Origin of the sequence: Qipengyuania sp. YIM B01966 (assembly GCF_016461955.1) — a bacterium.
Taxonomy (GTDB): Bacteria; Pseudomonadota; Alphaproteobacteria; order Sphingomonadales; family Sphingomonadaceae; genus QFOP01.
Window position 1 is genome coordinate 172,065 of record NZ_JADMNM010000001.1, and the last position, 20,868, is coordinate 192,932.

At 67.1% G+C, this 20,868-nt stretch carries 22 protein-coding genes and 1 pseudogene; 16 read left to right on the forward strand and 7 right to left on the reverse strand.

The window, feature by feature from the left end:
* Positions 1-33: 33 nt before the first annotated feature.
* Positions 34-1,755, reverse strand: a complete 1,722-nt coding sequence (gene ctaD, locus ILT46_RS00925; protein WP_199502749.1) for a cytochrome c oxidase subunit I — start codon at positions 1,753-1,755, stop codon at positions 34-36.
* Between the two features lie 30 nt (positions 1,756-1,785).
* The gene (coxB, locus tag ILT46_RS00930; RefSeq protein ID WP_370592300.1) at positions 1,786-2,934 is read right to left on the reverse strand and encodes a cytochrome c oxidase subunit II; all 1,149 of its coding nucleotides are present in this window, start codon (positions 2,932-2,934) and stop codon (positions 1,786-1,788) included.
* A 224-nt stretch (positions 2,935-3,158) separates the two neighbouring features.
* Between coxB and pyrE the strand changes: the two genes are divergently transcribed.
* The 9 genes from pyrE to ILT46_RS12065 are packed head-to-tail and all read left to right on the forward strand — an operon-like array spanning position 3,159 to position 9,361.
* Positions 3,159-3,740 carry an orotate phosphoribosyltransferase gene (gene pyrE, locus ILT46_RS00935; protein WP_199502750.1) on the forward strand — a complete coding sequence of 194 codons (582 nt, stop codon included), beginning with the start codon at positions 3,159-3,161 and terminating at the stop codon, positions 3,738-3,740.
* Entirely contained in the window at positions 3,737-4,471 is a 735-nt protein-coding gene (locus ILT46_RS00940; protein WP_199502751.1) for a pyridoxine 5'-phosphate synthase, read from the forward strand. Before pyrE ends, ILT46_RS00940 begins: the two co-directional genes overlap by 4 nt.
* Positions 4,468-4,869: a holo-ACP synthase gene (acpS, locus tag ILT46_RS00945; RefSeq protein WP_199502752.1), complete on the forward strand. Its 402-nt coding sequence runs from the start codon at positions 4,468-4,470 to the stop codon at positions 4,867-4,869. Before ILT46_RS00940 ends, acpS begins: the two co-directional genes overlap by 4 nt.
* Before the next feature lie 14 nt (positions 4,870-4,883).
* Complete coding sequence (lepB, locus tag ILT46_RS00950; RefSeq protein WP_370592274.1) at positions 4,884-5,735, forward strand: signal peptidase I; 852 nt, start codon at positions 4,884-4,886, stop codon at positions 5,733-5,735.
* A complete protein-coding gene (locus ILT46_RS00955; RefSeq protein ID WP_199502753.1) occupies positions 5,732-6,874 on the forward strand; it encodes an AI-2E family transporter in 1,143 nt (380 codons plus the stop codon). The genes lepB and ILT46_RS00955 overlap by 4 nt, the downstream gene beginning before the upstream one ends.
* Positions 6,864-8,006 carry a DUF3089 domain-containing protein gene (locus tag ILT46_RS00960; RefSeq protein WP_199502754.1) on the forward strand — a complete coding sequence of 381 codons (1,143 nt, stop codon included), beginning with the start codon at positions 6,864-6,866 and terminating at the stop codon, positions 8,004-8,006. Before ILT46_RS00955 ends, ILT46_RS00960 begins: the two co-directional genes overlap by 11 nt.
* A 1-nt stretch (position 8,007) precedes the next feature.
* Positions 8,008-8,481 carry a Holliday junction resolvase RuvX gene (ruvX, locus tag ILT46_RS00965; protein WP_199502756.1) on the forward strand — a complete coding sequence of 158 codons (474 nt, stop codon included), beginning with the start codon at positions 8,008-8,010 and terminating at the stop codon, positions 8,479-8,481.
* A gap of 8 nt (positions 8,482-8,489) precedes the next feature.
* The gene (locus ILT46_RS00970; protein ID WP_199502758.1) at positions 8,490-8,948 is read left to right on the forward strand and encodes a PaaI family thioesterase; all 459 of its coding nucleotides are present in this window, start codon (positions 8,490-8,492) and stop codon (positions 8,946-8,948) included.
* The gene (locus ILT46_RS12065) at positions 8,945-9,361 is read left to right on the forward strand and encodes a PaaI family thioesterase (protein WP_441344184.1); all 417 of its coding nucleotides are present in this window, start codon (positions 8,945-8,947) and stop codon (positions 9,359-9,361) included. Before ILT46_RS00970 ends, ILT46_RS12065 begins: the two co-directional genes overlap by 4 nt.
* A 637-nt stretch (positions 9,362-9,998) precedes the next feature.
* Here ILT46_RS12065 and ILT46_RS00975 read toward each other — a convergent pair.
* Both ILT46_RS00975 and cobS read right to left on the reverse strand, forming a co-directional pair.
* A pseudogene (locus ILT46_RS00975) lies at positions 9,999-11,768 on the reverse strand (transglycosylase domain-containing protein); the annotation flags it as partial.
* Between the two features lie 47 nt (positions 11,769-11,815).
* Positions 11,816-12,787, reverse strand: coding sequence for a cobaltochelatase subunit CobS (gene cobS / locus ILT46_RS00980; RefSeq protein ID WP_199502760.1), 972 nt, complete (start codon positions 12,785-12,787; stop codon positions 11,816-11,818).
* Positions 12,788-12,891: 104 nt separating this feature from the next.
* Here cobS and ILT46_RS00985 point away from each other — a divergent pair, with 104 nt between their 5' ends.
* Positions 12,892-13,755, forward strand: coding sequence for an oxygenase MpaB family protein (locus ILT46_RS00985; protein WP_199502761.1), 864 nt, complete (start codon positions 12,892-12,894; stop codon positions 13,753-13,755).
* Here the strand turns inward: ILT46_RS00985 and ILT46_RS00990 are convergent.
* Positions 13,752-14,447: a winged helix-turn-helix transcriptional regulator gene (locus ILT46_RS00990; protein ID WP_199502762.1), complete on the reverse strand. Its 696-nt coding sequence runs from the start codon at positions 14,445-14,447 to the stop codon at positions 13,752-13,754. The two genes, ILT46_RS00985 and ILT46_RS00990, sit on opposite strands and share 4 nt — an antisense overlap.
* A 61-nt stretch (positions 14,448-14,508) precedes the next feature.
* On the opposite strand from ILT46_RS00990, the gene ILT46_RS12455 reads away from it, so the two are divergent.
* Together ILT46_RS12455 and ILT46_RS01000 are read left to right on the forward strand one after the other, a co-directional pair.
* Complete coding sequence (locus tag ILT46_RS12455) at positions 14,509-15,258, forward strand: DUF1428 domain-containing protein (protein ID WP_199502763.1); 750 nt, start codon at positions 14,509-14,511, stop codon at positions 15,256-15,258.
* Entirely contained in the window at positions 15,258-16,037 is a 780-nt protein-coding gene (locus ILT46_RS01000) for a VOC family protein (protein ID WP_199502764.1), read from the forward strand. Before ILT46_RS12455 ends, ILT46_RS01000 begins: the two co-directional genes overlap by 1 nt.
* A 189-nt stretch (positions 16,038-16,226) precedes the next feature.
* Here the strand turns inward: ILT46_RS01000 and ILT46_RS01005 are convergent, their stop codons facing one another.
* On the reverse strand, positions 16,227-16,832 hold the full coding sequence (locus ILT46_RS01005) for a J domain-containing protein (protein ID WP_199503072.1): 606 nt from the start codon (positions 16,830-16,832) through the stop codon (positions 16,227-16,229).
* A gap of 52 nt (positions 16,833-16,884) precedes the next feature.
* On the opposite strand from ILT46_RS01005, the gene ILT46_RS01010 reads away from it, so the two are divergent.
* The 4 genes from ILT46_RS01010 to ILT46_RS01025 are packed head-to-tail and all read left to right on the forward strand — an operon-like array spanning position 16,885 to position 19,755.
* Positions 16,885-17,163, forward strand: coding sequence for a BolA family protein (locus tag ILT46_RS01010; RefSeq protein ID WP_199502766.1), 279 nt, complete (start codon positions 16,885-16,887; stop codon positions 17,161-17,163).
* Positions 17,160-18,044 (forward strand): pirin family protein, encoded by an 885-nt coding sequence (locus tag ILT46_RS01015; protein ID WP_199502768.1) that lies wholly within the window; start codon positions 17,160-17,162, stop codon positions 18,042-18,044. Before ILT46_RS01010 ends, ILT46_RS01015 begins: the two co-directional genes overlap by 4 nt.
* Complete coding sequence (locus ILT46_RS01020) at positions 18,041-18,859, forward strand: SDR family NAD(P)-dependent oxidoreductase (protein ID WP_199502769.1); 819 nt, start codon at positions 18,041-18,043, stop codon at positions 18,857-18,859. Before ILT46_RS01015 ends, ILT46_RS01020 begins: the two co-directional genes overlap by 4 nt.
* Entirely contained in the window at positions 18,856-19,755 is a 900-nt protein-coding gene (locus ILT46_RS01025) for an alpha/beta fold hydrolase (protein WP_199502770.1), read from the forward strand. The genes ILT46_RS01020 and ILT46_RS01025 overlap by 4 nt, the downstream gene beginning before the upstream one ends.
* Here the strand turns inward: ILT46_RS01025 and ILT46_RS01030 are convergent.
* Complete coding sequence (locus ILT46_RS01030; protein WP_199502771.1) at positions 19,752-20,846, reverse strand: DUF2332 domain-containing protein; 1,095 nt, start codon at positions 20,844-20,846, stop codon at positions 19,752-19,754. The genes ILT46_RS01025 and ILT46_RS01030 overlap by 4 nt on opposite strands.
* Positions 20,847-20,868: the final 22 nt, after the last annotated feature.

The following is a 20,868-nucleotide window of genomic DNA, read 5'->3' on the forward strand; positions in this document are numbered from 1 at the left end:
GCGCCCTCCCCTTACTCGCGTGTTCCTGCCGCCTCAGGCGTTCGCGGGGCGTTCACCCGCCGGCAGGTGATTGTGATAGTCGTTGGCTTCGGTGATCACCGGCAGCGTTTCGAACTGGTGGTAAGGCGGCGGGCTCGGCAGCGTCCACTCTAGCGTGGTCGCCCCTTCGCCCCAGTAATTGCCTTCTGCCTTGCGCCCGGCAAACAGGGCGTAACCGATGTTCACAAAGAAGATCAGCATCGAGCCGGCCATGATCATGTAGCCGTACGACGCCATCTCGTTGAAATAGCTGTAGGCCGGTGTGAAGTCCGGATAGCGGCGCGGCATCCCCTGCACGCCGAGGAAATGCATCGGGAAGAAGATCACGTTCACGCCGATGAAGAATGTCCAGAAGTGGAGATGCGACAGCAACTCGCTGTGCCAGCGACCGCTCATCTTCGGGAACCAGTAATAAAAGCCCGCAAACAGCGAGAACACCGCACCCATCGACAGCACGTAGTGGAAATGCGCCACCACGTAGTAGGTGTCGTGAAGGTTGTCGTCGATCCCGCCATTGGCGAGCACAACGCCGGTCACGCCGCCGATGGTGAACAGGAAAATGAAGCCCAGCGCCCAGACCATCGGCGATTTGAATTCGAGGCTGCCGCCCCACATCGTCGCGATCCACGAGAAAATCTTTACGCCTGTCGGCACGGCGATGACCATCGTCGCGGCGGTGAAGTACATCTTGGTGTTAACGTCGAGGCCGACCGTATACATGTGGTGCGCCCAGACGATGAACCCGACAAAGCCGATCGCCACCATCGCGTAGGCCATCCCGAGATAACCGAACACGGGCTTGCGGCTGAAAGTCGCGACGATCTGGCTGATCATCCCGAAGCCGGGCAGGATCATGATATACACTTCGGGGTGGCCGAAGAACCAGAACAGATGCTGATACAGCACCGGGTCGCCGCCGCCGGCGGGATCAAAGAAGGTCGTGCCGAAATTGCGATCGGTCAGCAGCATGGTGATGGCGGCCGCCAGCACCGGCAGCGCCAGCAGCAGCAGGAAGGCGGTGACCAGCACCGACCACACGAACAGCGGCATCTTGTGCAGCGTCATGCCTGGCGCGCGCATGTTGAAGATGGTGGTGATGAAGTTGATCGCCCCCATGATCGAGGCGGCACCCGCCAAATGCAGCGCGAAGATCGCAAAATCGACCGCCGGCCCCTGCGAACCCGTGGTCGAAAGCGGCGCATAGACGGTCCAGCCCGTGCCCGCTCCGTTGCCCGTTCCGCCCGGCACAAAGGTGCTGAACATCAGCGAACAGAACGCGACAAAGGTCAGCCAGAAGCTGATATTGTTCATCCGAGGGAACGCCATGTCGGGCGCACCGATCATCAGCGGCACGAACCAGTTGCCAAAGCCCCCGATCATTGCCGGCATGACCATGAAGAACACCATGATCAGGCCGTGCGCCGTGATCAGCACGTTCCACAGGTGCAGGTTCTGGTCGAATCCGGCCTCGCCGCCCATGAAATTGACCCACCAGCCGAGATACTGGATCCCGGGGTGCATCAGTTCCATCCGCATGATGCCCGAAATCGCCCCGCCGACGATGCCGGCGAAGATCGCGAAGATCAGGTACAGCGTGCCGATATCCTTGTGGTTGGTCGACATGAACCAACGGGCAAAGAAGCCGGGCTTGTGATCCGCGTCATGATGCGCGTGATCGCCATGGTGGGCCTGGAACGTTTCGGCGGTAGTAGCCATGAGAGGTCTCGTTCTTCGCTAAATCGAATGTCAGGTCGTCGGCGTTTCGGCAACGGTTTCGCCCTCGCGCTGGGCGGCATCCATGCCCGGCGTTTCGGCGGAGACAGCGCCGGCCGGCAGCGCGGCGGCAGTCGCCGCCGGCGCGGGCGCGGCAGCGGCAGCCGGTTCGGGCGCACCAACCGTACCGCCGGGCTGCGTACGTACCCACGCCTCCCATTGCGCGCGGGGCAGCGCCTCGACCGCGATCGGCATGTAGCCGTGGCGCACGCCGCACAGTTCCGAACACTGGCCGTAATAGATGCCCGGCTCCTTGATGAACAGGCGCTTCTCATTCAGCCGCCCCGGCACCGCGTCGAGCTTGAACCACAGCGAGGGCACGGCGAAGGAGTGGATCACATCGGCTGCGGTAGTCTGGATGCGCAGCCATTCGCCGGCCGGCACCACCATCCGCTTGTCGACCGCCAACTGGGCCGGCTCGCCCGCGGCCAGCGCGTCAGCTTCGGGCAGCATGTTCGAGATCACTTCGAACCCGCCATTGTCGGGATAGGTATAACCCCAGTACCACTGATAACCTGTGACCTTGATCGTCACCGCATCTTCCGGCGCGCTTTCATACTGCTTGGCCAGCAGCGAGATCGACGGGATCGCGATGCCCAGCAGGATCAGCACGGGCAGGCCCGTCCAGATAACTTCGATCAGCGTGTTGTGGCTGGTTTTCGACGCCACCGGATTGGCGCCGCGGCGATACCGCATCACCACCCACAGCAGCAGCGCAAGCACGAACAGGCTGATCAGCGTGATGATCGGCATCAACACCGCGTTGTGCATCCACAGCGCATATTGGCCATTTGGCGAATACTGGTCCTGAAAATTGATCCGCCCGTCGATCGGCTGCCCCTTGATCATGTCCGGACCCAGCGGCGTGTAGCTGCCGGCCGGCGCAGTGGCCGAAGCGGCCGCGGTCGGGTCCGCACCCGCCGCCTCGGGACCACTGGCCGTGACGACATCATCCGCAGGCTCAGCCGGCGTTGCCGACGGCGCTGGCGTGGCGGCAGCGGCACCTGGGCCGGCCGGCGCTGCCGTCGCGGCCGCAGTCGGCGCAGCAGCAGCCTGCCCGAGCGCGACCTGCGGCGCGGTGGCCAGCAGCATGGCTGCGCACAGCGGCATCATGGCCCGCATGGTCCGCTGGATGGAGTCACCAAGAATCATCGTGTTCGGCGCTTTCGCTTCTCGGGTTGTCACCGCGCGGCGCGGCGCGGCAGAGCCCCCCTCAATGAGGCAATCTGTCGGGCCTATACGCACGCTTGCCCCCCGCCTCAAGCGCTTCTAGGGAGATTTTTCGACAGGCTCCGCGCCGGGCTGATGGCCGAAGGCGCCGGGCCGCTGAAGAGTTTTGACTGAACATGACTGAAGACGAGGTTCTCGCCGAATTTCGCGCGTGCGATGCGCTCCTGTCCGGCCATTTTCTGCTCTCCTCCGGCCGGCACAGCGCCAATTACCTCCAATGCGCGCGCCTGCTGATGAACCCTGAACGCGCCGGGCGCATCGCCTTTGCCATGGTCCAGGCCATGCCGCGCGAATTGCGGGCGCGGATCGACAAGGTCGTGTCGCCGGCAATGGGCGGGATCATTATCGGGCACGAGGTCGGACGCGCGCTGGGCCGCGATGCGCTGTTCCTCGAGCGACCCACCGGCACTTTCGAATTCCGTCGCGGCTTCTCGCTCGAACCGGGCGACCAGGTGCTGATGGTCGAGGATGTCGTTACCACCGGCCTGTCCAGCCGCGAGGCGATGGCGGCGGTGGCGGCGGCGGGCGGTGAAGTGATTGCGCTCGCCAGCATCGTCGATCGCTCCGGCGGGGAAGCGGCGTTCGACGTGCCGTTCTATCCGCTCGTAGCGCTCAACTTCCCGACCTATGGCGAAGGCGAAGTGCCGGCCGATCTCGCCGCCATGCCGGTGACCAAGCCCGGCAGCCGCGCGGCGTGAGCCTTTCCCGCCCTCTGCGGCTTGGGGTCAATATCGACCATGTGGCGACCATCCGCAACGCGCGCGGCGGCGAGCATCCCGACCCGGTGCGCGCGGCCGAAATCGTCGCGGCTTGCGGCGGCGACGGCATCACCGCTCATCTGCGCGAAGACCGGCGGCACATCCGCGATGACGACCTGGCGCGCATCCAGGCAGCGACCGATCTGCCGCTCAACCTCGAAATGGCCGCGACGGAAGAGATGCTGGCGATTGCCCTGCGCCACAAACCGCACGCCGCCTGCATCGTGCCCGAACGTCGCGAGGAACGCACCACCGAAGGGGGGCTCGATGCGGCCGGGCAGCACAACCGCCTCGCCCCGATCGTCGCGCGGCTGACCGATGCGGGCATCCGCGTCAGCCTGTTCATCGCCCCCGAGGAACGCCAGATCGAGGCGGCCTTGCGGCTGCGCGCGCCGGTGGTCGAACTGCATACCGGCGAATATGCCCATGCCAGCGACGAGGAGCGCGCAACCGAATTGCGCAAGCTCGCGGACATGGCGGCGCTGGCCGCCAAGAACGGCATCGAGCCTCATGCCGGCCATGGCCTCACCTATGACAATGTTCAGCCGGTGGCCGCCATCCCGCAAGTGGCAGAGCTCAATATCGGCCATTATCTGATCGGCGAAGCGGTGTTTGTCGGCCTTGAGGCGAGCGTCGGGCGGATGCGCGCGTTGATGGACGCGGCGCGGTGATTATCGGCCTCGGCTCGGACCTCTGCAATATCGAGCGCATCCAGGCCTCGCTCGACCGCTTTGGCGCGCGCTTCGAACAGCGAGTGTTCACCGCCGCCGAACAGGCCAAGGCCGCCCGCCGCCCGCTGACCCGCGCGGGCACTTATGCCAAACGGTTCGCGGCGAAAGAGGCGTTCAGCAAGGCGGTCGGCACAGGTTTCAAGCGTGGCGTGTTCATGAAGGACATCGGCGTCATCAACGCCCCCTCGGGCGCGCCGACGCTGGCGCTGAGCGGCGGGGCGGCCGCGCGGCTTGCCGAGATGGTTCCGGCAGGCCATGAGGCGCATATTCACCTGACGCTGACCGACGATCACCCTTTTGCGCAAGCCTTCGTCATTATCGAGGCGCGCCCGCTCTGAGTATTTCCGCCCCCGTGCCTGCCCCCGAAACAACCGAACCAGCCCCGCCGATCAATTGGGGCGCGGAACTGCGCGGCCTCGCGCTGATGCTGCTCGCCGTGCTCGGCTTTCACAGCTTCATCGCCAAGCCGTTCTATATCCCCAGCGAATCGATGATGCCCAACCTGCTGGTCGGCGACCGGCTGGTTGTCAGCAAATATCCTTATGGCTGGAGCTGGGTGTCGGCGAGCTTCCACCTGCTGCCCCGCGGCGACTGGCGGCTGCTACCGCGCACGCCCGAATATGGCGATATCGTGATCGCCGTGCCGCCCGGCCGCGACGAGGATTATATCAAGCGGGTCGTTGCCCTGCCGGGCGACCGCATCGCGCTGGTCAACGGGCAGATTGTCCTGAACGGCAAGCCGGTGCCGCAAGCGGTGGAACCGCCGATCGACCTGCCAGTCGATGCCAACGCCCGCTGCGAGGATTATATCTACCCAGGCGCCCGGCAGATGACGCCGGGCGGCGCAGTCTGCCAGTTGCCGGTCTATCGCGAGACGTTGCCGAACGGGGCGACCTATCTCGTCATCGACCACCAGAACCAGCGGCTCGACACCATGGCCGAGCTGACCGTTCCGGCCGGGCACGTCTTCCTGATGGGCGACAACCGCGACGAATCCGCCGACAGCCGCGAGGAGGCCTGGCGTGGCGGGCTCGACGGTCCGGTGCCGCTGGCCGATGTCGGCGGACGGGCCGAGTTCATCACCTTTTCGCTCGACGGAACGACCGGCTGGAACCCGGCCAGTTGGTATAAATCCTTGCGCGCGGGCCGTGCGTGGACCACCCTGCGCCCGGCGATCGCGAAACGAGGGGGGCAGCGGCCATGACCAGCGCAACGGGCGGAGCAGATCAGGTCCCCGCCCCCCCCGAACCGGACAGCGCGGCTGATCCCATTGCGGCCAGCCCGACCCGCATCGCGAACCCGGCCCTACGGTTCGAAGCCAAGAAGGCGATGGTCTGGGTGGCGATTGTCGGACTGGCGGTGCTGTCGGTCTATATCGCGTCGTCATTGCTGGTGATCTTCGGCGCGTTCGTGTTCGCCTCGCTGATCGATGGCGGCGCACGCCTGCTCGGCCGGGTGCTGCCGATCGCGCGCAAGTGGCGCATCGCGCTGGTGCTGCTGCTGGCGACCGCGTTCTTCGTCTGGCTGGCCAGTTTTGCCGGATCGCAAATATCGCAGCAGGCGGCGCAATTCCCGACCACGATCTATCAGCAGGCCGGTCGGCTGATCGCCTGGCTGCGCGAGCAGGGCTTTGCGATCAATCAAGGCGATATCGAAGGCTACGTCGCGCAGGCGATGGACGGCATCGGCACCGTGACCCGTGCGATCGGCGGGATTTTCGGCGGGCTGACGACGCTGTTCCTGATCATGGTGATCGGGATTTACCTGGCGGTCGAACCGCATCTGTACGAGCGCGGCAGTGCCTGGATGATCCCCGCCGACCGGCGCGAATCCTTCTATGAGACCGCCAGCCGCATGGGCGAAGCGATGCGGCGGCTGATGGCCGGGCGGATCGTCGGCATGGTCTTCGAAGGCCTGTTCACCTATGCGCTGCTTGCCTGGTGGGGCGTGCCGATGGCCGCGTTGCTGGCGATCCTGACGGGCCTGTTGGCCTTCATCCCCAATATCGGCGCGCTGATTTCCGGTGCGCTGATGGTGCTGGTCGGCTTCTCGGTCGATACCAATACCGGCCTGTTCACGATCTTCGTCTACTTCTTCGTGCAGACGTTCGATGGCTATGTGATCATCCCGCTGATTGCCAAGAAGACCGTCGATCTTGCCCCTGGCCTGGTGCTGGCGATGCAGCTGATCATGGGCGTGTTGTTCGGGCTGATGGGCCTGTTCCTGGCCGATCCGCTACTGGCGATGATCAAGGTCGCGCTCGAACGGCGCTCCGAAGAAAACATGGCCGAAGAGCCGACGCCGGCGCCGCCCTCCCCCCAGGAGCTGCCCGTTGGCGCGTAAGTTCCTCTATGTCGTGGCCGGGCTGATCGTGCTGGCGCTGGCCGCGCTGTTCGCGCTCAATCTGTGGTCCAAGCAGCTGACCGAATTCGCCTTCGTCCCGCGCAGCGAATTCGTCCGGCAGAACCCGCTCGAAAGCAACGCCTATAACGATCCGGCGATGTGGTATTCGCGGCCCGGTATCGGCACCGATGATCCCGCGCGCTGGCAGCCGCGCTGGGCGGAGGGGGTCACGCCCGCGCCTTCGAACGTGCCTGACGGCCACCCGCCATTCGCAGTGTTCTTCGTGCACCCGACCTCCTATCTCGACCGGGCGGCGTGGAATGCGCCGCTCGACGATACGGGCAGCGCCGAGACTGCGCGCCTTTATCTGCGCGGCATGGCGACGCCGTTCAATCAGGCCGCCGAGATCTGGGCCCCGCGCTATCGGCAGGCGACTTTCGGCGCGTTCCTGCGCGACAGCCCGGCGGCACAGCAGGCGATCGATACGGCCTATCAGGACGTGCGGCAAGCCTATGCCTTCTTCCTCGCCACGGTCCCGGCAGACCGGCCGATCGTGCTGGTCGGCCACAGTCAGGGTGCGCTCCATTTGCTGCGTTTGCTGCGCGAGGAGTTCGCCGCGCCCGAGCAGAAGGCGCGCGTGGCCGCGATTTACGCCATCGGCTGGCCGATTTCGGTCACGCACGACCTGCCGGCGCTCGGCTTCCCCCCCTGCGCCACGCCCGAGCAGGGCAGCTGCATCCTCAGCTGGTCGAGCTATGCCGAGCCAGCCGATCCCTCGGCAGTGCTCGACGCCTATGGCAACTCGACCGGATTTGACGGCCAGCGCCGGGCCGGCAGCCCGATCCTGTGCACCAACCCGCTGACCGGCACGGTCGGCGGCGCCGCGCCGGCGGATGCCAATCCCGGCACGCTGGTGCCGCAGGACGACCTCAGCAGCGGGGTGCTGACGCCGGGGCTCGTGCCGGCACGCTGCGCCGAAAACGGCCTGCTACTGATTGGGCCGCCGCCCGAAATGGGCAACGCCGTGCTGCCGGGCAACAACTATCACGTCTATGATATCCCGCTGTTCTGGCAGAGCGTGCAGGACGATGTCGGCCGCCGCGTGGCCGGCTGGGCCGCCGCCCGCCGCTGAGATGGCAACGGTGACCGATGATGCCGCCGCCTTCGCCGCGGCGCTGCCGAATGGCGGAGTGCTGCTGGCGCTCGACGTTGGCACCAAGACGATCGGAACCGCGCTGTGCGATGCGGGCTGGCGCTTCGCTTCGCCGGGCGCAACGCTGCCGCGCGGCAAGTTCACCCGCGACCGGGCCACGCTCGAAGACCTGATCCGCCAGCGCGCCGTGGCCGGGCTGGTGATCGGGTTGCCGCGCAACATGGATGGCAGCGAAGGGCCGCGCGCGCAGGCCAGCCGCGCCTATGCGCGCAACCTCGCCCCGCTTGGCCTGCCGATCCTGCTGTGGGACGAACGCTGGTCCACCGCCAGCGCCGAGCGGTCGATGATCGACCAGGACATGAGCCGCGCGCGGCGCGGCGAACGGATCGACGCTCATGCGGCGGCGGTAATCCTGCAGGCGGCGATTGACCGGCTGGCCGGCGGCGTGCTCTGACGGCAGCGATGGACGAACGCCCCACCTTCGCCGCCGACGGTTTCGATGTCGCCAGGGCCGCCGCGCTGATGCTGGCGCAGGGCCATGCCGGCTGGCTGGGGCTGCGCTATCACGCGCACGGGCCGGACTGGGCCGAGCTGGAGCTTCCGTGGCGCGCGGATCTGATCGGCGAGGACGCGCGCCAGGTGCTCGCCTCCGGTCCGATCGTCAGCCTGATGGACATGGCCTCGGGCATGAGCGTGTGGATCAAGATGGGCGCGTTCAAGGCCATCGCCACGCTCGACCTCCGGGTCGATTACGTCCGCCCCGCGCGGCCCGGCCATGCGGTGATCGGCCGGGTCGAATGTTACCGCGTAACCCGCTCGGCCGCGTTTGTGCGCGGCATGGCGCATGATGGCGATCCGGGCGATCCGGTGGCCCATGTCGCCGGCTGCTTCATGGCGATCATGGGGATGCGCTTGCCGTGACCTTCGAACTCACCCCCTACGCCCGCGCGATGGGAATTGCCCAGGCGCACTTTGACGATGGCCTCCCGGTACTGGTGCTGCCGTTCGAACAGATCGTCGTCGGGCGGCCGGGCACGCTGCATGGCGGGGCGACCAGTGGGCTGCTGGAAACCGCTGGCTATGCCGCCCTTCGCACCGAGCTTGACCGGGCCGGACGGCTCGCTCGGCTGAAGCCGATCAATGTGACCGTCCAGTTCCTCTCCGCCGCCAGGCCCGAGCCGACCTATGCCATCGGGCGGGTCACGCGGATGGGCCGGCGCAACGCCAATATCGATGTCGAGGCGTGGCAGCATGACCGGCACCGGCCGATCGCGACAGCGGTGATGAATGTGCTGATGATCGATGACAGCAGCGCAGACGACGCCGCGGGTTAATTCGCGTCCATCCGTTCGCGGGCGCGGCGATAGGCTTCGTCCATTTCGGCCTGCTGCTGCGCGCGGCGGGCGCTGGCTTCGGCCTGCTGTTGTGCGCGGCGGGCGCTGGCTTCGGCCTGACGCTGCGCTTCGGCGGCAGCGGCGCGGCCGGCCTCGATCGTGCGCGGATCGNCTGTTGTGCGCGGCGGGCGCGGGCTTCGGCCTGACGCTGCGCTTCGGCGGCAGCGGCGCGGCCGGCCTCGATCGTGCGCGGATCGATCCGCACCCCGCCCTCGCCAAATCCGACATCGACCGGCACCCCATCGACATTGGTGGTGACGGTGACGCCGCCTTCTTCCACCCGCAGGTGCGCCCCGTCACCCAGCGGAATGTCGGCCCCTGATGGCAGGTCGAGCGGGCGGACGGGGCCGGCGGGGTTCTGGCTGACCGTCGGGCGCGGGGCGGCCGGGCGGGTGGCGCCAATGCGCAGCGCCTGAACCATGAAGTCGCGCCAGATCTGCGCCGGCATCCCGCCGCCCGACATCCCGCTGAGCGGGGTGTTGTCATCCTTACCGATCCACACGCCGACCACCAGATCGCCGGCATAGCCGACGAACAACGCATCGCGTGCATCCTGGCTGGTGCCGGTCTTGCCGTAATTGGCGATGCTGAGCGATGCGGCGCGGCCCGTGCCGCGATTGATCGCGGCGCGCAGCATTTGTTCGATCCCCGCATGGACCGAGCCCGCCTCGCGCCCGCCAGCACCTAAATCCCACAATCGCTTGTACCAGGGCTTACCATCTTCGGCGAAGGCGCGCGGGACCACCGGATGGCGGTTGGCGGCGACCCCGGCATAGGCGGCGGTCAGTTCGAGCAGAGTCATGCTGGAGGTGCCAAGCGCGAGGCTCGGATCGCCTTCGGCCAGCGGCGAGCGAACGCCGTAATCGCGCGCGGTTTCGATCACCTTGTCGCTGCCGATTTCGCGCATCAGGCGGACGGCGGCAACATTGCTCGACCGGGCGAAGGCATCCTCCAGCGTCAGGCTGTCGGAATAGGCATCACCGGCATTGCGCGGGCGATAGCTGCCGCTGGTGAACGGGCGGTTGTCGATCCGGTCATCGGGCTGTTTGCCCTCGCGCAACGCGGCGAGCCAGACGAACAGCTTGAAGGTCGAGCCCGGCTGCCGCCGCGCCTGGGTCGCCCGGTTGAACGGGGTCGCGGCATAGTCGCGCCCGCCGATCATCGCCACCACCTCGCCATTGGGGCGCATCGCCACCAGCGCGACCTGCGCCCCACCCAGCCCGCGCCGGTTCACCACCGCGCGGGCGATGCCCTGCAACCGCGAATCGAGCGTCGTGGTCAGACGCTGCTGTGAATAACCATTGCCGGCCATCTGCCGCGCGGCGGGCAGCGCCCAATCGGCGAAATAGGTGCCTGTCGGCAAATCCTTGCGCGTGCGGCTGTCCACCGCCGGATAGGGCATGGCCCGCGCCTCGGCCTCGGTCAGATAACCGGCCGCGACCATCGCGCCCTTGACCAGATCCATCCGCCGCTTGGCCCGGTCGTAATGGCGCGTCGGGGCAAAGCGCGAAGGCGCCTGCACCAGCCCCGCCAGCATCGCCGCCTGTTCGGGGCGCAGCTTTTCCGGCTGGCGATAGAAATAATGCAGGCTCGCCGCGCGCAGGCCATACACATTGTCGCCGAAATAGGCGTTGGAGAGATAGCGTTCGAGGATCTCGTCCTTGGTCAGCCAGCTTTCCAGCCAGAAGGCGATCAGCATCTCGCGCGCCTTGCGCGTCAGCGTCTGTTCGGGGGTCAGGAAGGTGAATTTGGCGAGCTGCTGGGTGATCGTGCTGCCGCCGCCATAGCCGGTCCACGCCGCCCGGGCGAGGCCGCGCGGATCGATCCCCCAATGGCTGTAGAACCGCCGGTCCTCGATCGCCAGAAACGGCTCGGTGACATGCGCCGGCAGCTTGGCCACCGTCACCGGGCGGTCCACCACCGCCCCGTTGCGCGCGATCGGCGTGCCGTCGGCGGCCAGCAGCGTCAGTTGCGGCGGGGCAATCGGTTCGAGCGACTTGCTGAGCGGCGCAGTAATCACCAGCCACCCGATCAGCAGGATCAGCGCCAGCAGCAATCCCGCCGCGATGCGCCCGATCCACCAGCCCCGGCTGCGCCCCAGCCACCCCAAACGCGGCGATGGCGGAGGGAGCGGCGGCGCGCCGGCCCCATACGCCGCGCCCGCAGCGGCGGGTGGCGCCAGCGTTGTACCCGCCGGTGGGCGTGGCTCAAGGCGGCCGAGCCGCGCGTCCCAATCATCGAACGCATCGTGCAGGGGGTAATAACCGCGATGCGGCGCCGGTTCGCTCTGCGAAGGCGGCGGCGCACCGTCCTTGCCCTTGCCCTTGCCGAACCCGAACCATGCCATCGAACTGTATTAACCGAACAACACAGGGCTGAAAAGTGGCCCGGCGCTCACCCGCGGCCGACGATGCTTTCCGGCAGGTCGGTGCCGAAGACGCGCTGGTAATATTCCGCCACCAGCACGCGCTCGGCCTCGTCGCACTTGTTGAGGAAGGTGACGCGGAAGGCGAAACCGACATCGCCCAATATCGCCGCATTCTGCGCCCAGGTGATCACCGTGCGCGGGCTCATCACCGTGGAAATATCGCCATTGATGAAACCCTGGCGGGTCAGGTCGGCGACCTTGATCATGTCGGCGATGGTCTTCTTGTCCGCTTCGGGCAATTTCGAGCCGACAATCGCCTGTTCGGTTTCGGCCGGCAGATAGTTGAGCGCGACGACCATGTTCCAGCGGTCCATCTGGCCCTGATTGATCGCCTGGGTGCCGTGATAGAGGCCGCTGGTATCGCCCAGACCGACCGTGTTGGCGGTGGCGAACAGACGGAAATGCGGATCGGGCCGGATCACGCGGTTCTGGTCGAGCAGGGTCAATTTACCCTGCTGTTCGAGCACCCGCTGGATGACGAACATCACGTCGGGCCGGCCGGCATCATATTCGTCGAACACCAGCGCCACCGGGTGCTGCAACGCCCAGGGCAGCAGACCCTCGCGAAATTCGGTTACCTGCAACCCATCGCGCAGGACGATCGCGTCGCGGCCGATCAGGTCGATGCGGCTGATATGCGCGTCGAGATTGATGCGGATACAGGGCCAGTTCAGCCGCGCGGCGACCTGTTCGATGTGGGTCGATTTGCCGGTGCCGTGATAGCCTTGGACCATCACCCGCCGGTCAAAGGCGAATCCGGCGAGAATCGCCAGCGTGGTTTCCGGATCGAACACGTAGCTTTCGTCGAGATCGGGCACCCGCTCGTCCGCCTCGCTGAACGCGGGGATCTGCCAGTCTACCTCGAGGCCGAAGACCTCGCGGGCGCTGATCGTGGTGTCGGGGGCGGCAAGGCGGGTCTTCGCGGTGTCGAGCGTCATAGCGCCCCGGCGCGTGGCACGGCGCGCGCGCGCTCGCAATGCCTTATCGCACCGACGCGCACTGTCCGGCCATTTTGCGTCCCCCACGCACTTGCGCTAGTCATATGCGGGTGGAACGCCCCCGCCCGCTGCACAACCCGGCCGACCTGCTGCGCGATCGCCTGGTGCGGCAGGTGCGCGCAGTGTTCAACGATCAGGCTGCGGGCGAACAACCGGTGCCCGTTTCCGACGACGCATTGTTCGCGCGTGATACGCCGATCCGGCTAGTCCATGCCGATATCGTCGCGATGATGGTCGGCGGCATCCGTTCGCTGCTGCTGCAAATGCTCCACCCCCACGCGCTGCAGGGCGTCCTCGATCATTCGAATTTCCGCGAGGATATGCAGGGGCGGCTGCGGCGCACGGCGCGCTTCATCGCGGTCACAACCTTCGCCCATCGTGACGAGGCGCAGGCAGCGATCGCGCGGGTGAACCGGATTCACGAGCAGGTGCGCGGCACGCTGCCCGACGGCACACCCTATTCCGCGCGCGATCCGCGCACGCTGGCCTTCGTGCATCTGGCCGAAGCGGAGAGCTTCCTCCTCGCCTATCGCCGGTTCGTCCAGCCGGCGATGCCCCGGCGCGATCAGGACGAATATTTCCGCCAGTTCGCGCAAGTCGCGCGGGCGCTGGGGGCCGACCCGGTTCCCGAGACACGGGCCGAGGCGGAGGCGCTGACGCGCGCCATGCGCGGCGAATTGCGCGGGTCGGCCGCAGCGCGCGAGATTGCCCGGCTGGTGCTGCAGGACAGCGCCGCCACCGGCGCCGAGGCGGTGCAGCATATCCTCGGCACTGCGGCGGTCGATCTGCTGCCGCCGTTCGCCCGCGCGCAATTGGGGCTTGCCGCGCCGGGAATTACCGCCTTGCCCGCGCGCCTCGCCACCGGGGCGATGGCCGGCACGCTGCGCTGGGCCTTCCGCCAGCGCTAGCCGAATTTATCGGGCAGGCAGAACAGGCCCGTCAGGATGGCTATCAGCGCGCGGTCCCCGGCGATGGTCAGCTGGCCGGCCTGCTCCAGCTCGGCAGCCGGCACGCCGCCATAGATCAACGCTGCCAGCACCGGCGCTTCGGCCACGGTCAGGCGCAGCGCGGCGTCGACCGCCTCACCGCGTGTGATGGCGATGCCGGCGTCCGTTACCTCCAGGCGAAAGCTGTCGGGACCGATTTCGATGGCCGCAACGAGTGAAGCGCACTCGGCCGCGCGGGCATCGAACATCGTTCGCAAGCTCATCATCAGCGAGGCGGCGGATAGCGGCAGCGTGATGTCGTGCCCCGGCGCCGAAGCGGCCCAGCGACCGAGCGCGGCGATGACCGGTTCGGCCGCCTCGCCCAAGGCCGTCAGCCGGTAGACCCGCATCGCGGCAGGCGGCGCCAGTTGCGCGCGCTCGACCACCCCGGCGCGCTCGAGCCCGTCGAGCCGCTCGGTCAGCGATTTGGCGCTGATTCCGGGCAGCCCGGCGCGCAGGTCGGAAAAGCGCCGCGGTCCAAACATTAGTTCGCGGACAATCAACAGAGCCCACCGCTCGCCCAGCAATTCGAGGCCGAACGCCGTTCCGCAGGCGTCATTATACCAGCGGCCATGCAGCCGCTCGGCTATCTTAGTTTCCTTTTGTAACTTCATTGTTGCCTTTAGTAACTCATAGGCGCAGCAGGGGGCAAGTCGATTCGCAGGAGAACCAACCATGCCCTACATTGACGGATTCATCGCCGCGGTTCAGCGCGACCGCCGGACCGCATATGAAGGCTTCGCGCAACGATCGTGGACGCTGTTCAACCGTTACGGGGCGCTCCGGCAGGTCGAGACGTGGGGCGACCGGGTGCCCGATGGCAAGCTGACCGATTTCCGCCGCGCGGTCGCCGCCGTGGAGGGCGAGGAGGTGGTTTTCTCATGGCTCGAATGGCCCGACAAGGCGACCCGGGATGCGGGCTTTGCCGGAATGGAGCAGGAGGGCACACAACTTGGCGAAATGCCCTTCGATGGCCAACGGATGATCTTCGGCGGCTTTGTCCCGCTGCTCGACCTTGGCGAAGCGCGCGCGGCGCCCGGATATGTCGATGGTTTCGTGCTCGCCGTACCGAGCGGCAATCGCGACGCCTTCATCGCCCATGCGACCGAGGGCGACGGCGTGTTCATGGATGCCGGCGCCACCCGTGTCGTCGAGGCGTGGGGCGATGATGTCCCCGCCGGCAAGCGCACCGATTTTGCCCGTTCGGTCAGGGCGGAAGGGAACGAGACGGTGTGCTTCAGCTGGATCGAATGGCCCGACAAAGCCACCCGCGATGCCGCGCACGCGCAAATGCACGAGGCAATGAGCGATCCGGCGAAAATGGACCCGCGCATGGACCCGGAGAAGAACCCCATGCCATTTGACGGGCAGCGGATGATCTGGGGCGGGTTTGTCCCCATGTTCGACAGCAAAGGGTCGGTATGATGAGCACGCAGCACGGATCGCATATCTGGTACGAGTTGCTGACTGGCGACGTCGATGGGGCCAGCGCCTTCTATCGCAAGGTACTGCCGTGGACGGTCGCGCCAGCGGGAATGCCGGACATCGATTACCGCATCGCCACAGCGGCCGATGGCGGCCAGGTGGCCGGCATCATGGCGCTGACGCCGCAAATGGGCGAGCGGGGGCCGGGCTGGATGGGCTATATCGGGGTTGATGATGTCGACGCGGCCGCTGCCCGCATCGCCGCTGCCGGGGGCAGCGTGTTGATGCCGCCGGCCGATATTCCCGAGGTGGGGCGGTTCGCGATGGTGGCCGATCCGCAAGGCATCGCCTTCTACATCATGCGTGGTGCCTCGGACGCGATGAGCACGGCCTTTGCCTATGACAAACCGCGCCCCGGCCACGGCGCCTGGAACGAACTCGCCACTCCGGACAAGGATGGCGCCGCAGCGTTTTATGCCGATATCTTCGGCTGGGCGAAGGATGGCGAGATGGACATGGGGGCGGCCGGCACATACGATTTCATGCGGGACGGCGAGGGTCTGCTCGGCGCGATCATGCGCCAGCCGCCCGAAATGCCTGCGCCGGGCTGGTCCTATTACTTCCGCGTGCCTGATCTCGATGCGGCCAAGACGGCGGTCGAGGCCAATGGCGGCAAGGTGCTGCACGGCCCGCACGAGGTGCCGGGCGGCGACTTCATCATCAATGCGGTCGATCCGCAAGGCGCGCTGTTCTCGCTCGTCGGCGGCCGGACCGACTAGGCGCGCAGAAGCCGTCCGAGAGGCAAAACACGAAGCGGAATGATTTTCGGTTATTACCCTTGACAAATATAACCGATTTGGTTATAAGGGCACAAGGCAGAAGGAACGGCGATTCGCCTCGCCCTGCCAGCCATCCATACCGCGCGGGCCTCAACGCGCGGGTGGATCGCTGGCGCGCAGGCGGGGCAGTTATTCGAACGTCGCGCTCTTTCTCAACGTCTGATAGGCTTCAACCACCCGGCCCAGCCGGGCCTCGTGGCGCCGGTCGCCGCCATTGCGGTCGGGGTGATAGCGGCGGACCAGTTCGGAGTAACGCTGGCGCAGCGCGCGCAGATCGCTGGCATCGCTGAGCCCCAGCACCTCGAGCGCGGCGGCCTCGGCGGCGGTGAAGCGCCCCGTTGCCGCCACTTTCGCGGCGCGTTCGGTGCGGCTGCGAATACCTGCCGCGCGCGCGCCGATTGCCTCCAGCGGGTCGGCAAAATCGGCCCAGCGCGGCAGGTCGCCCACGCCGCCATCGCCGCGAAAGGAACGGGTCTCGGTCGCCCACCCCTCTCGCCAGGCAGCGCCCGGCGCCTGTGCGGCGTAGATTTCGTCCGCGCTCATTCCCGCGAACCAGTCGTAGCCGGCGTTGAATTCGCGCACATGATCAAGGCACAGCCAGCGATATTCGCCCGGCCCGTCGAAGCCGGCTGCGCGTGGGCCCGGCGCGCGGAACTCGCCCGCCTCGCCGCACCCCGGCGCGGCGCAAACCTGCCCCGCCCCGTCGTGCCTGCCATGAAACCGCGCATTGCCCATTCGGGCCCAGATGGTCATGGACAAGCCGCTTGGGAACCCCCAGAACCCCCATATGAGCAGCCCCCTGGCAGACGAGATGCATGAGCGCCTTGAACGGGCCTTTGCCCCGCTGGCGCTGGACATCGTCAATGACAGCGCCCGCCACCATGGGCACGCGGGCGACGATGGCAGCGGCGAATCGCATTTCACCATCACCATCGAAAGCGCCGCCTTTGCCGGGGTCGGCCGGCTCGAACGCCAGCGCATGGTCAACCGCGCACTGGGCGACATTCCCGGCCAGCGGGTCCACGCCCTCGCCATCCGCGCCCGCGCGCCCGGCGAGCCGGCATGAGTATCATCCAGACCATAACCCCGGTCACGCACGATCTCGGCGCGTTCGAGGTTCGCCGTGCGATCCCCTCGCGCGAGCGGACGATGGTCGGCCCGTTCATTTTCGTTGACCAGTTCGGTCCCGCGCAGCTCGATCTGGGGGCGGCGATGGATGTGCGGCCGCATCCGCACATCAACCTCGCCACCGTCACCTGGCTTTTCGACGGGGCGATCGACCACCGCGACAGCCTGGGCAGTTGTGCCACCATTCGCCCCGGCCAGGTCAATCTGATGACCGCCGGGCGCGGCATCGTCCATTCCGAACGCAGCCCGGCCAGCGAGCGAACCGGCGAAGGGCGGCTCTACGGAATGCAGACCTGGCTCGCCCTGCCCGACGGGTGCGAGGAGATCGCCCCTGCCTTCGAAGCGTTGAGCGATCTGCCGCTGGTCGAGGATAGCTGCGCCAAGGCGACCGTAATCATGGGCGAGCTGTGGGGCGCGCGCGCGCCGACCACCACCTATGCGGCCACCATCTACGCCGAAATCCTGCTGGCGGGCGGCGGAGCGATCCCACTCGACGACGAGGCGGACGAACGTGCGGTGATGCTGGTCGGCGGCGAGGCGCGGGTCGATGGCCACGCGCTGAAATTGTACGAACTGACCGTGCTGCGCCCCGGCGCCGACATCAACCTGACCTCGGCAAAAGGCGGGCGGGTGATGCTGCTGGGCGGCGAGGCGTTCGCGACCAAGCGCCATGTGTGGTGGAACTTCGTTTCCTCCAGCCGCGACCGGATCCGCCAGGCGGCGGATGACTGGCGCGAAGGCCGCTTTCCGCTGGTGCCGGGTGACAGCGACGAATTCATCCCCCTGCCTGACCAGCCAACCACGGTGAGTTACCTATGAGCCAAACCGCCACGCCGATTATCTGGATCACCGGGGCATCCTCGGGCATCGGCCGGGCGCTGGCGGCGGAATGGTCGCGGCGCGGTGCAACGATCATCCTGTCGGGCCGCGACGAGCGACGCTTGGCCGAGACCGCCGCCGAATGCGCGGGCGAAACGCTGGTCCTGCCCTTCGAAACCACCGATGATGCAGCGCTCGCCCGCGCGGCCGAACAGGCGCATGGCTGGCGCGGGCAGATCGATGTGCTGGTCAACAATGCCGGCATCTCGCAGCGGTCGCGCGCGCTTGAAACCGACATGGCGGTGTATCGCCGGATCCTTGAGGTTGATCTCCTGGCGCCGATTGCGCTGACGCAGGCGGTGATCGGCCCGATGGCGGCGCGGGGGAACGGCCGGCTGGTGTTCATCTCTTCGGTCGCCGGCAAGGTCGGGGTGCCGCTGCGCACAGCCTATTGCGCGGCGAAGTTCGGGCTGATTGGTTATGCCGATGCGCTGCGCGCGGAATTGTCGCTCAACGGCGTCAGCGTTCATGTGATCGTGCCGGGTTCGGTCGCCACCGATGTGTCGCGCAACGCGCTGACCCGCGACGGGTCCGAGCGCGGCCGCAGCGACGAGGCGATCGACAATGGGATCCTGCCGGCCGACGCCGCCATCACCATGATCGATGCGATCGAAGCCGGAGAGCGCGAGATCGTCGTCGCTCGCGGGATCGAAACACAGATGGCCGAAATGCGCCGCACGCCCGATGCGCTGTTCGATCAGATCGCAGCGATGGTCGCGGGTGGTTACATGGACCGGATGGAGCAGGAGGGATGATGGATCAGCAGCGCGTCACGCTCGCCAACGGGATCGAACTCGATGTGGTGGATACCGGCCCGCGCAATGCGCCGGCGCTGATCTTCCTTCACGGCTTTCCCGAAAGCCACCGCACCTGGCGCCACCAGATCGCGCATCTATCAGACCGTTATCGCTGCATCGCGCCCGATCAGCGCGGTTATCGCGGCTCGTCAAAACCGCAGGAGGTGGCGGCCTACACACCGGACAAGCTGATCGGCGATATCTTCCTCCTGGCCGATGCACTGGGCGTCGGCAGCTTCACCATCATCGGCCATGATTGGGGCGGCGCGATCGCCTGGGGCATCGCGCTCGGCGGGCAGACCAATGGCCGCGTGACCCGCGCGGTGATCGCCAATGCGCCCCATCCCGCGCTGTTCCAGAAACTGCTTTATACCAACGAGACCCAGCGCCGCTCCAGCCAGTATATGCGCGGCTTCCGCGATCCGGCGAACGATGCGCTGGTGCGCGAACACGGCCTGGCCGGCATTCTGCTGCAAGAGGTCAAGTGGGACCGGCCGAGCCAGATGGAAAGCGCCGAGCGCGATGCGCTGCTGGCCGACTGGCAGGACCGGGAAGCCGCCTTCGGGATGCTCAACTGGTATCGCGCCAGCCCGGTCGACGTGCCGCCGCTCGATGCGCCCTATGCCCTGCCAAATGGCTGGACCGAGCCGCCGCTGCCACGCCTCGCCATCCCGACGCTGGTGATCTGGGCGATGGACGATCTGGCCCTGCCGCCCGAGAACCTTGCGGGGCTGGACGCGGCGATTGACGATTTGACCGTGGTCGAGGTGCGCGATTGCGGTCACTTCGTGCCCTGGGAAGCGCCCGAGGCCGTCAATGCCGCGCTGGACGAGTTTCTTACCCGGACGGGCTAGACCAGCCGGTCGAATTCGCCCCAGCCGATCCACGCGCCATGCGGGTGTGCGCGCGCCAGCCGGTGCGGCGTGCCGTCGCCGGGCCAGTGGCGGCCGACCAGCTCGTGATGGTGCACCACGCGGTTCGCCTCCAGCGCGACCCAGGCGAGCGCATTGCCCGCGGTGGCCGCTGCACCTGCCGCGGCCATGACCTGCTCGATCCGCGCCTGCTGATCGTCCGGCACATATTGCCAGACGATCGAATGCATCAGCACCCGGGTCGTCCCTTCCGCCTGCGGGCGGGCGAGTTGCTGCGCGACGAAATCGGCGGCGTTCATCTGCACCAGATCAGGCGGGCTGCGGGTTGCTTCGGCGATCGCGGCATCGATCCGTGCGAAGCGCTCGCGATGTTCGGGCCAGACATAGGCCTTCAGCCGGAGCGCCTGTGCGGGATCGGTCAGATCGACCGGAGCGATGTCGCAGCCGGCGGTGGAGACAATTTCGATTGAGCAATCCGGCGGCGGCGCGCCTTGCCATTCGGGCGTCAGCTGGATCGCGGCCTTGTCCGGCCCGACCACCACCCCGCCCAGATCGTAGCGATAGCGCGAGAGCATCAGATTGATCCCCGCGCTCGACCCGATCTCGAGCAATTCGAAACGCGGAGGCAGGCCCTGATCGGCGAGCCAGAGCAGCGCAGCGATTAAACCGGCGGAACGGCCGACCTCGTTGGTCTGCGGTGGACCGTCGAGCCAGGGCAGGATATCCGCCTCGCGCCGGAGCAGCAGATCGCCGAGCACGCCCGCATCGTCAGCAGGTTCGTCGGCATAGATGGGGGTAAGCGCCGGCTCCTCGCCCGCCAGATGCAGCGCGCGGATCGCGCCTGCCAGCCGCAGCGGCAGCGCGTCGGCGAGCGGTGCGCCGGGCCAATCGCGCACGCGGGTCAGCACAGCGCCGCCGGCGTCGCCTGCAACCAGCGCGCCTAGCGCCGCGACGACCCGCGCCGTGATCGGTGCCCCGGCCGCGCGGCAATATTCCACCTGGTTGCCGAATGCGCGCGCGACCATCTCCGGGCCGCGCGCCTGGATATCGACAAACTCGTAGGGTGCGCTCATCGGCGTGCTCCTTGCCGCTGGC

Coding starts and splice junctions, on each gene's coding strand:
- ctaD (WP_199502749.1), bottom strand. CDS start 1,755: ATGGCTACTACCGCCGAAACGTTCCAGGCCCACCATGGCGATCACGCG.
- coxB (WP_370592300.1), bottom strand. CDS start 2,934: ATGCGGGCCATGATGCCGCTGTGCGCAGCCATGCTGCTGGCCACCGCG.
- pyrE (WP_199502750.1), top strand. CDS start 3,159: ATGACTGAAGACGAGGTTCTCGCCGAATTTCGCGCGTGCGATGCGCTC.
- ILT46_RS00955 (WP_199502753.1), top strand. CDS start 5,732: ATGACCAGCGCAACGGGCGGAGCAGATCAGGTCCCCGCCCCCCCCGAA.
- ruvX (WP_199502756.1), top strand. CDS start 8,008: ATGGCAACGGTGACCGATGATGCCGCCGCCTTCGCCGCGGCGCTGCCG.
- ILT46_RS00970 (WP_199502758.1), top strand. CDS start 8,490: ATGGACGAACGCCCCACCTTCGCCGCCGACGGTTTCGATGTCGCCAGG.
- cobS (WP_199502760.1), bottom strand. CDS start 12,787: ATGACGCTCGACACCGCGAAGACCCGCCTTGCCGCCCCCGACACCACG.
- ILT46_RS00985 (WP_199502761.1), top strand. CDS start 12,892: ATGCGGGTGGAACGCCCCCGCCCGCTGCACAACCCGGCCGACCTGCTG.
- ILT46_RS00990 (WP_199502762.1), bottom strand. CDS start 14,447: ATGAAGTTACAAAAGGAAACTAAGATAGCCGAGCGGCTGCATGGCCGC.
- ILT46_RS12455 (WP_199502763.1), top strand. CDS start 14,509: ATGCCCTACATTGACGGATTCATCGCCGCGGTTCAGCGCGACCGCCGG.
- ILT46_RS01000 (WP_199502764.1), top strand. CDS start 15,258: ATGAGCACGCAGCACGGATCGCATATCTGGTACGAGTTGCTGACTGGC.
- ILT46_RS01005 (WP_199503072.1), bottom strand. CDS start 16,832: ATGGGCAATGCGCGGTTTCATGGCAGGCACGACGGGGCGGGGCAGGTT.
- ILT46_RS01010 (WP_199502766.1), top strand. CDS start 16,885: ATGAGCAGCCCCCTGGCAGACGAGATGCATGAGCGCCTTGAACGGGCC.
- ILT46_RS01015 (WP_199502768.1), top strand. CDS start 17,160: ATGAGTATCATCCAGACCATAACCCCGGTCACGCACGATCTCGGCGCG.
- ILT46_RS01020 (WP_199502769.1), top strand. CDS start 18,041: ATGAGCCAAACCGCCACGCCGATTATCTGGATCACCGGGGCATCCTCG.
- ILT46_RS01025 (WP_199502770.1), top strand. CDS start 18,856: ATGATGGATCAGCAGCGCGTCACGCTCGCCAACGGGATCGAACTCGAT.
- ILT46_RS01030 (WP_199502771.1), bottom strand. CDS start 20,846: ATGAGCGCACCCTACGAGTTTGTCGATATCCAGGCGCGCGGCCCGGAG.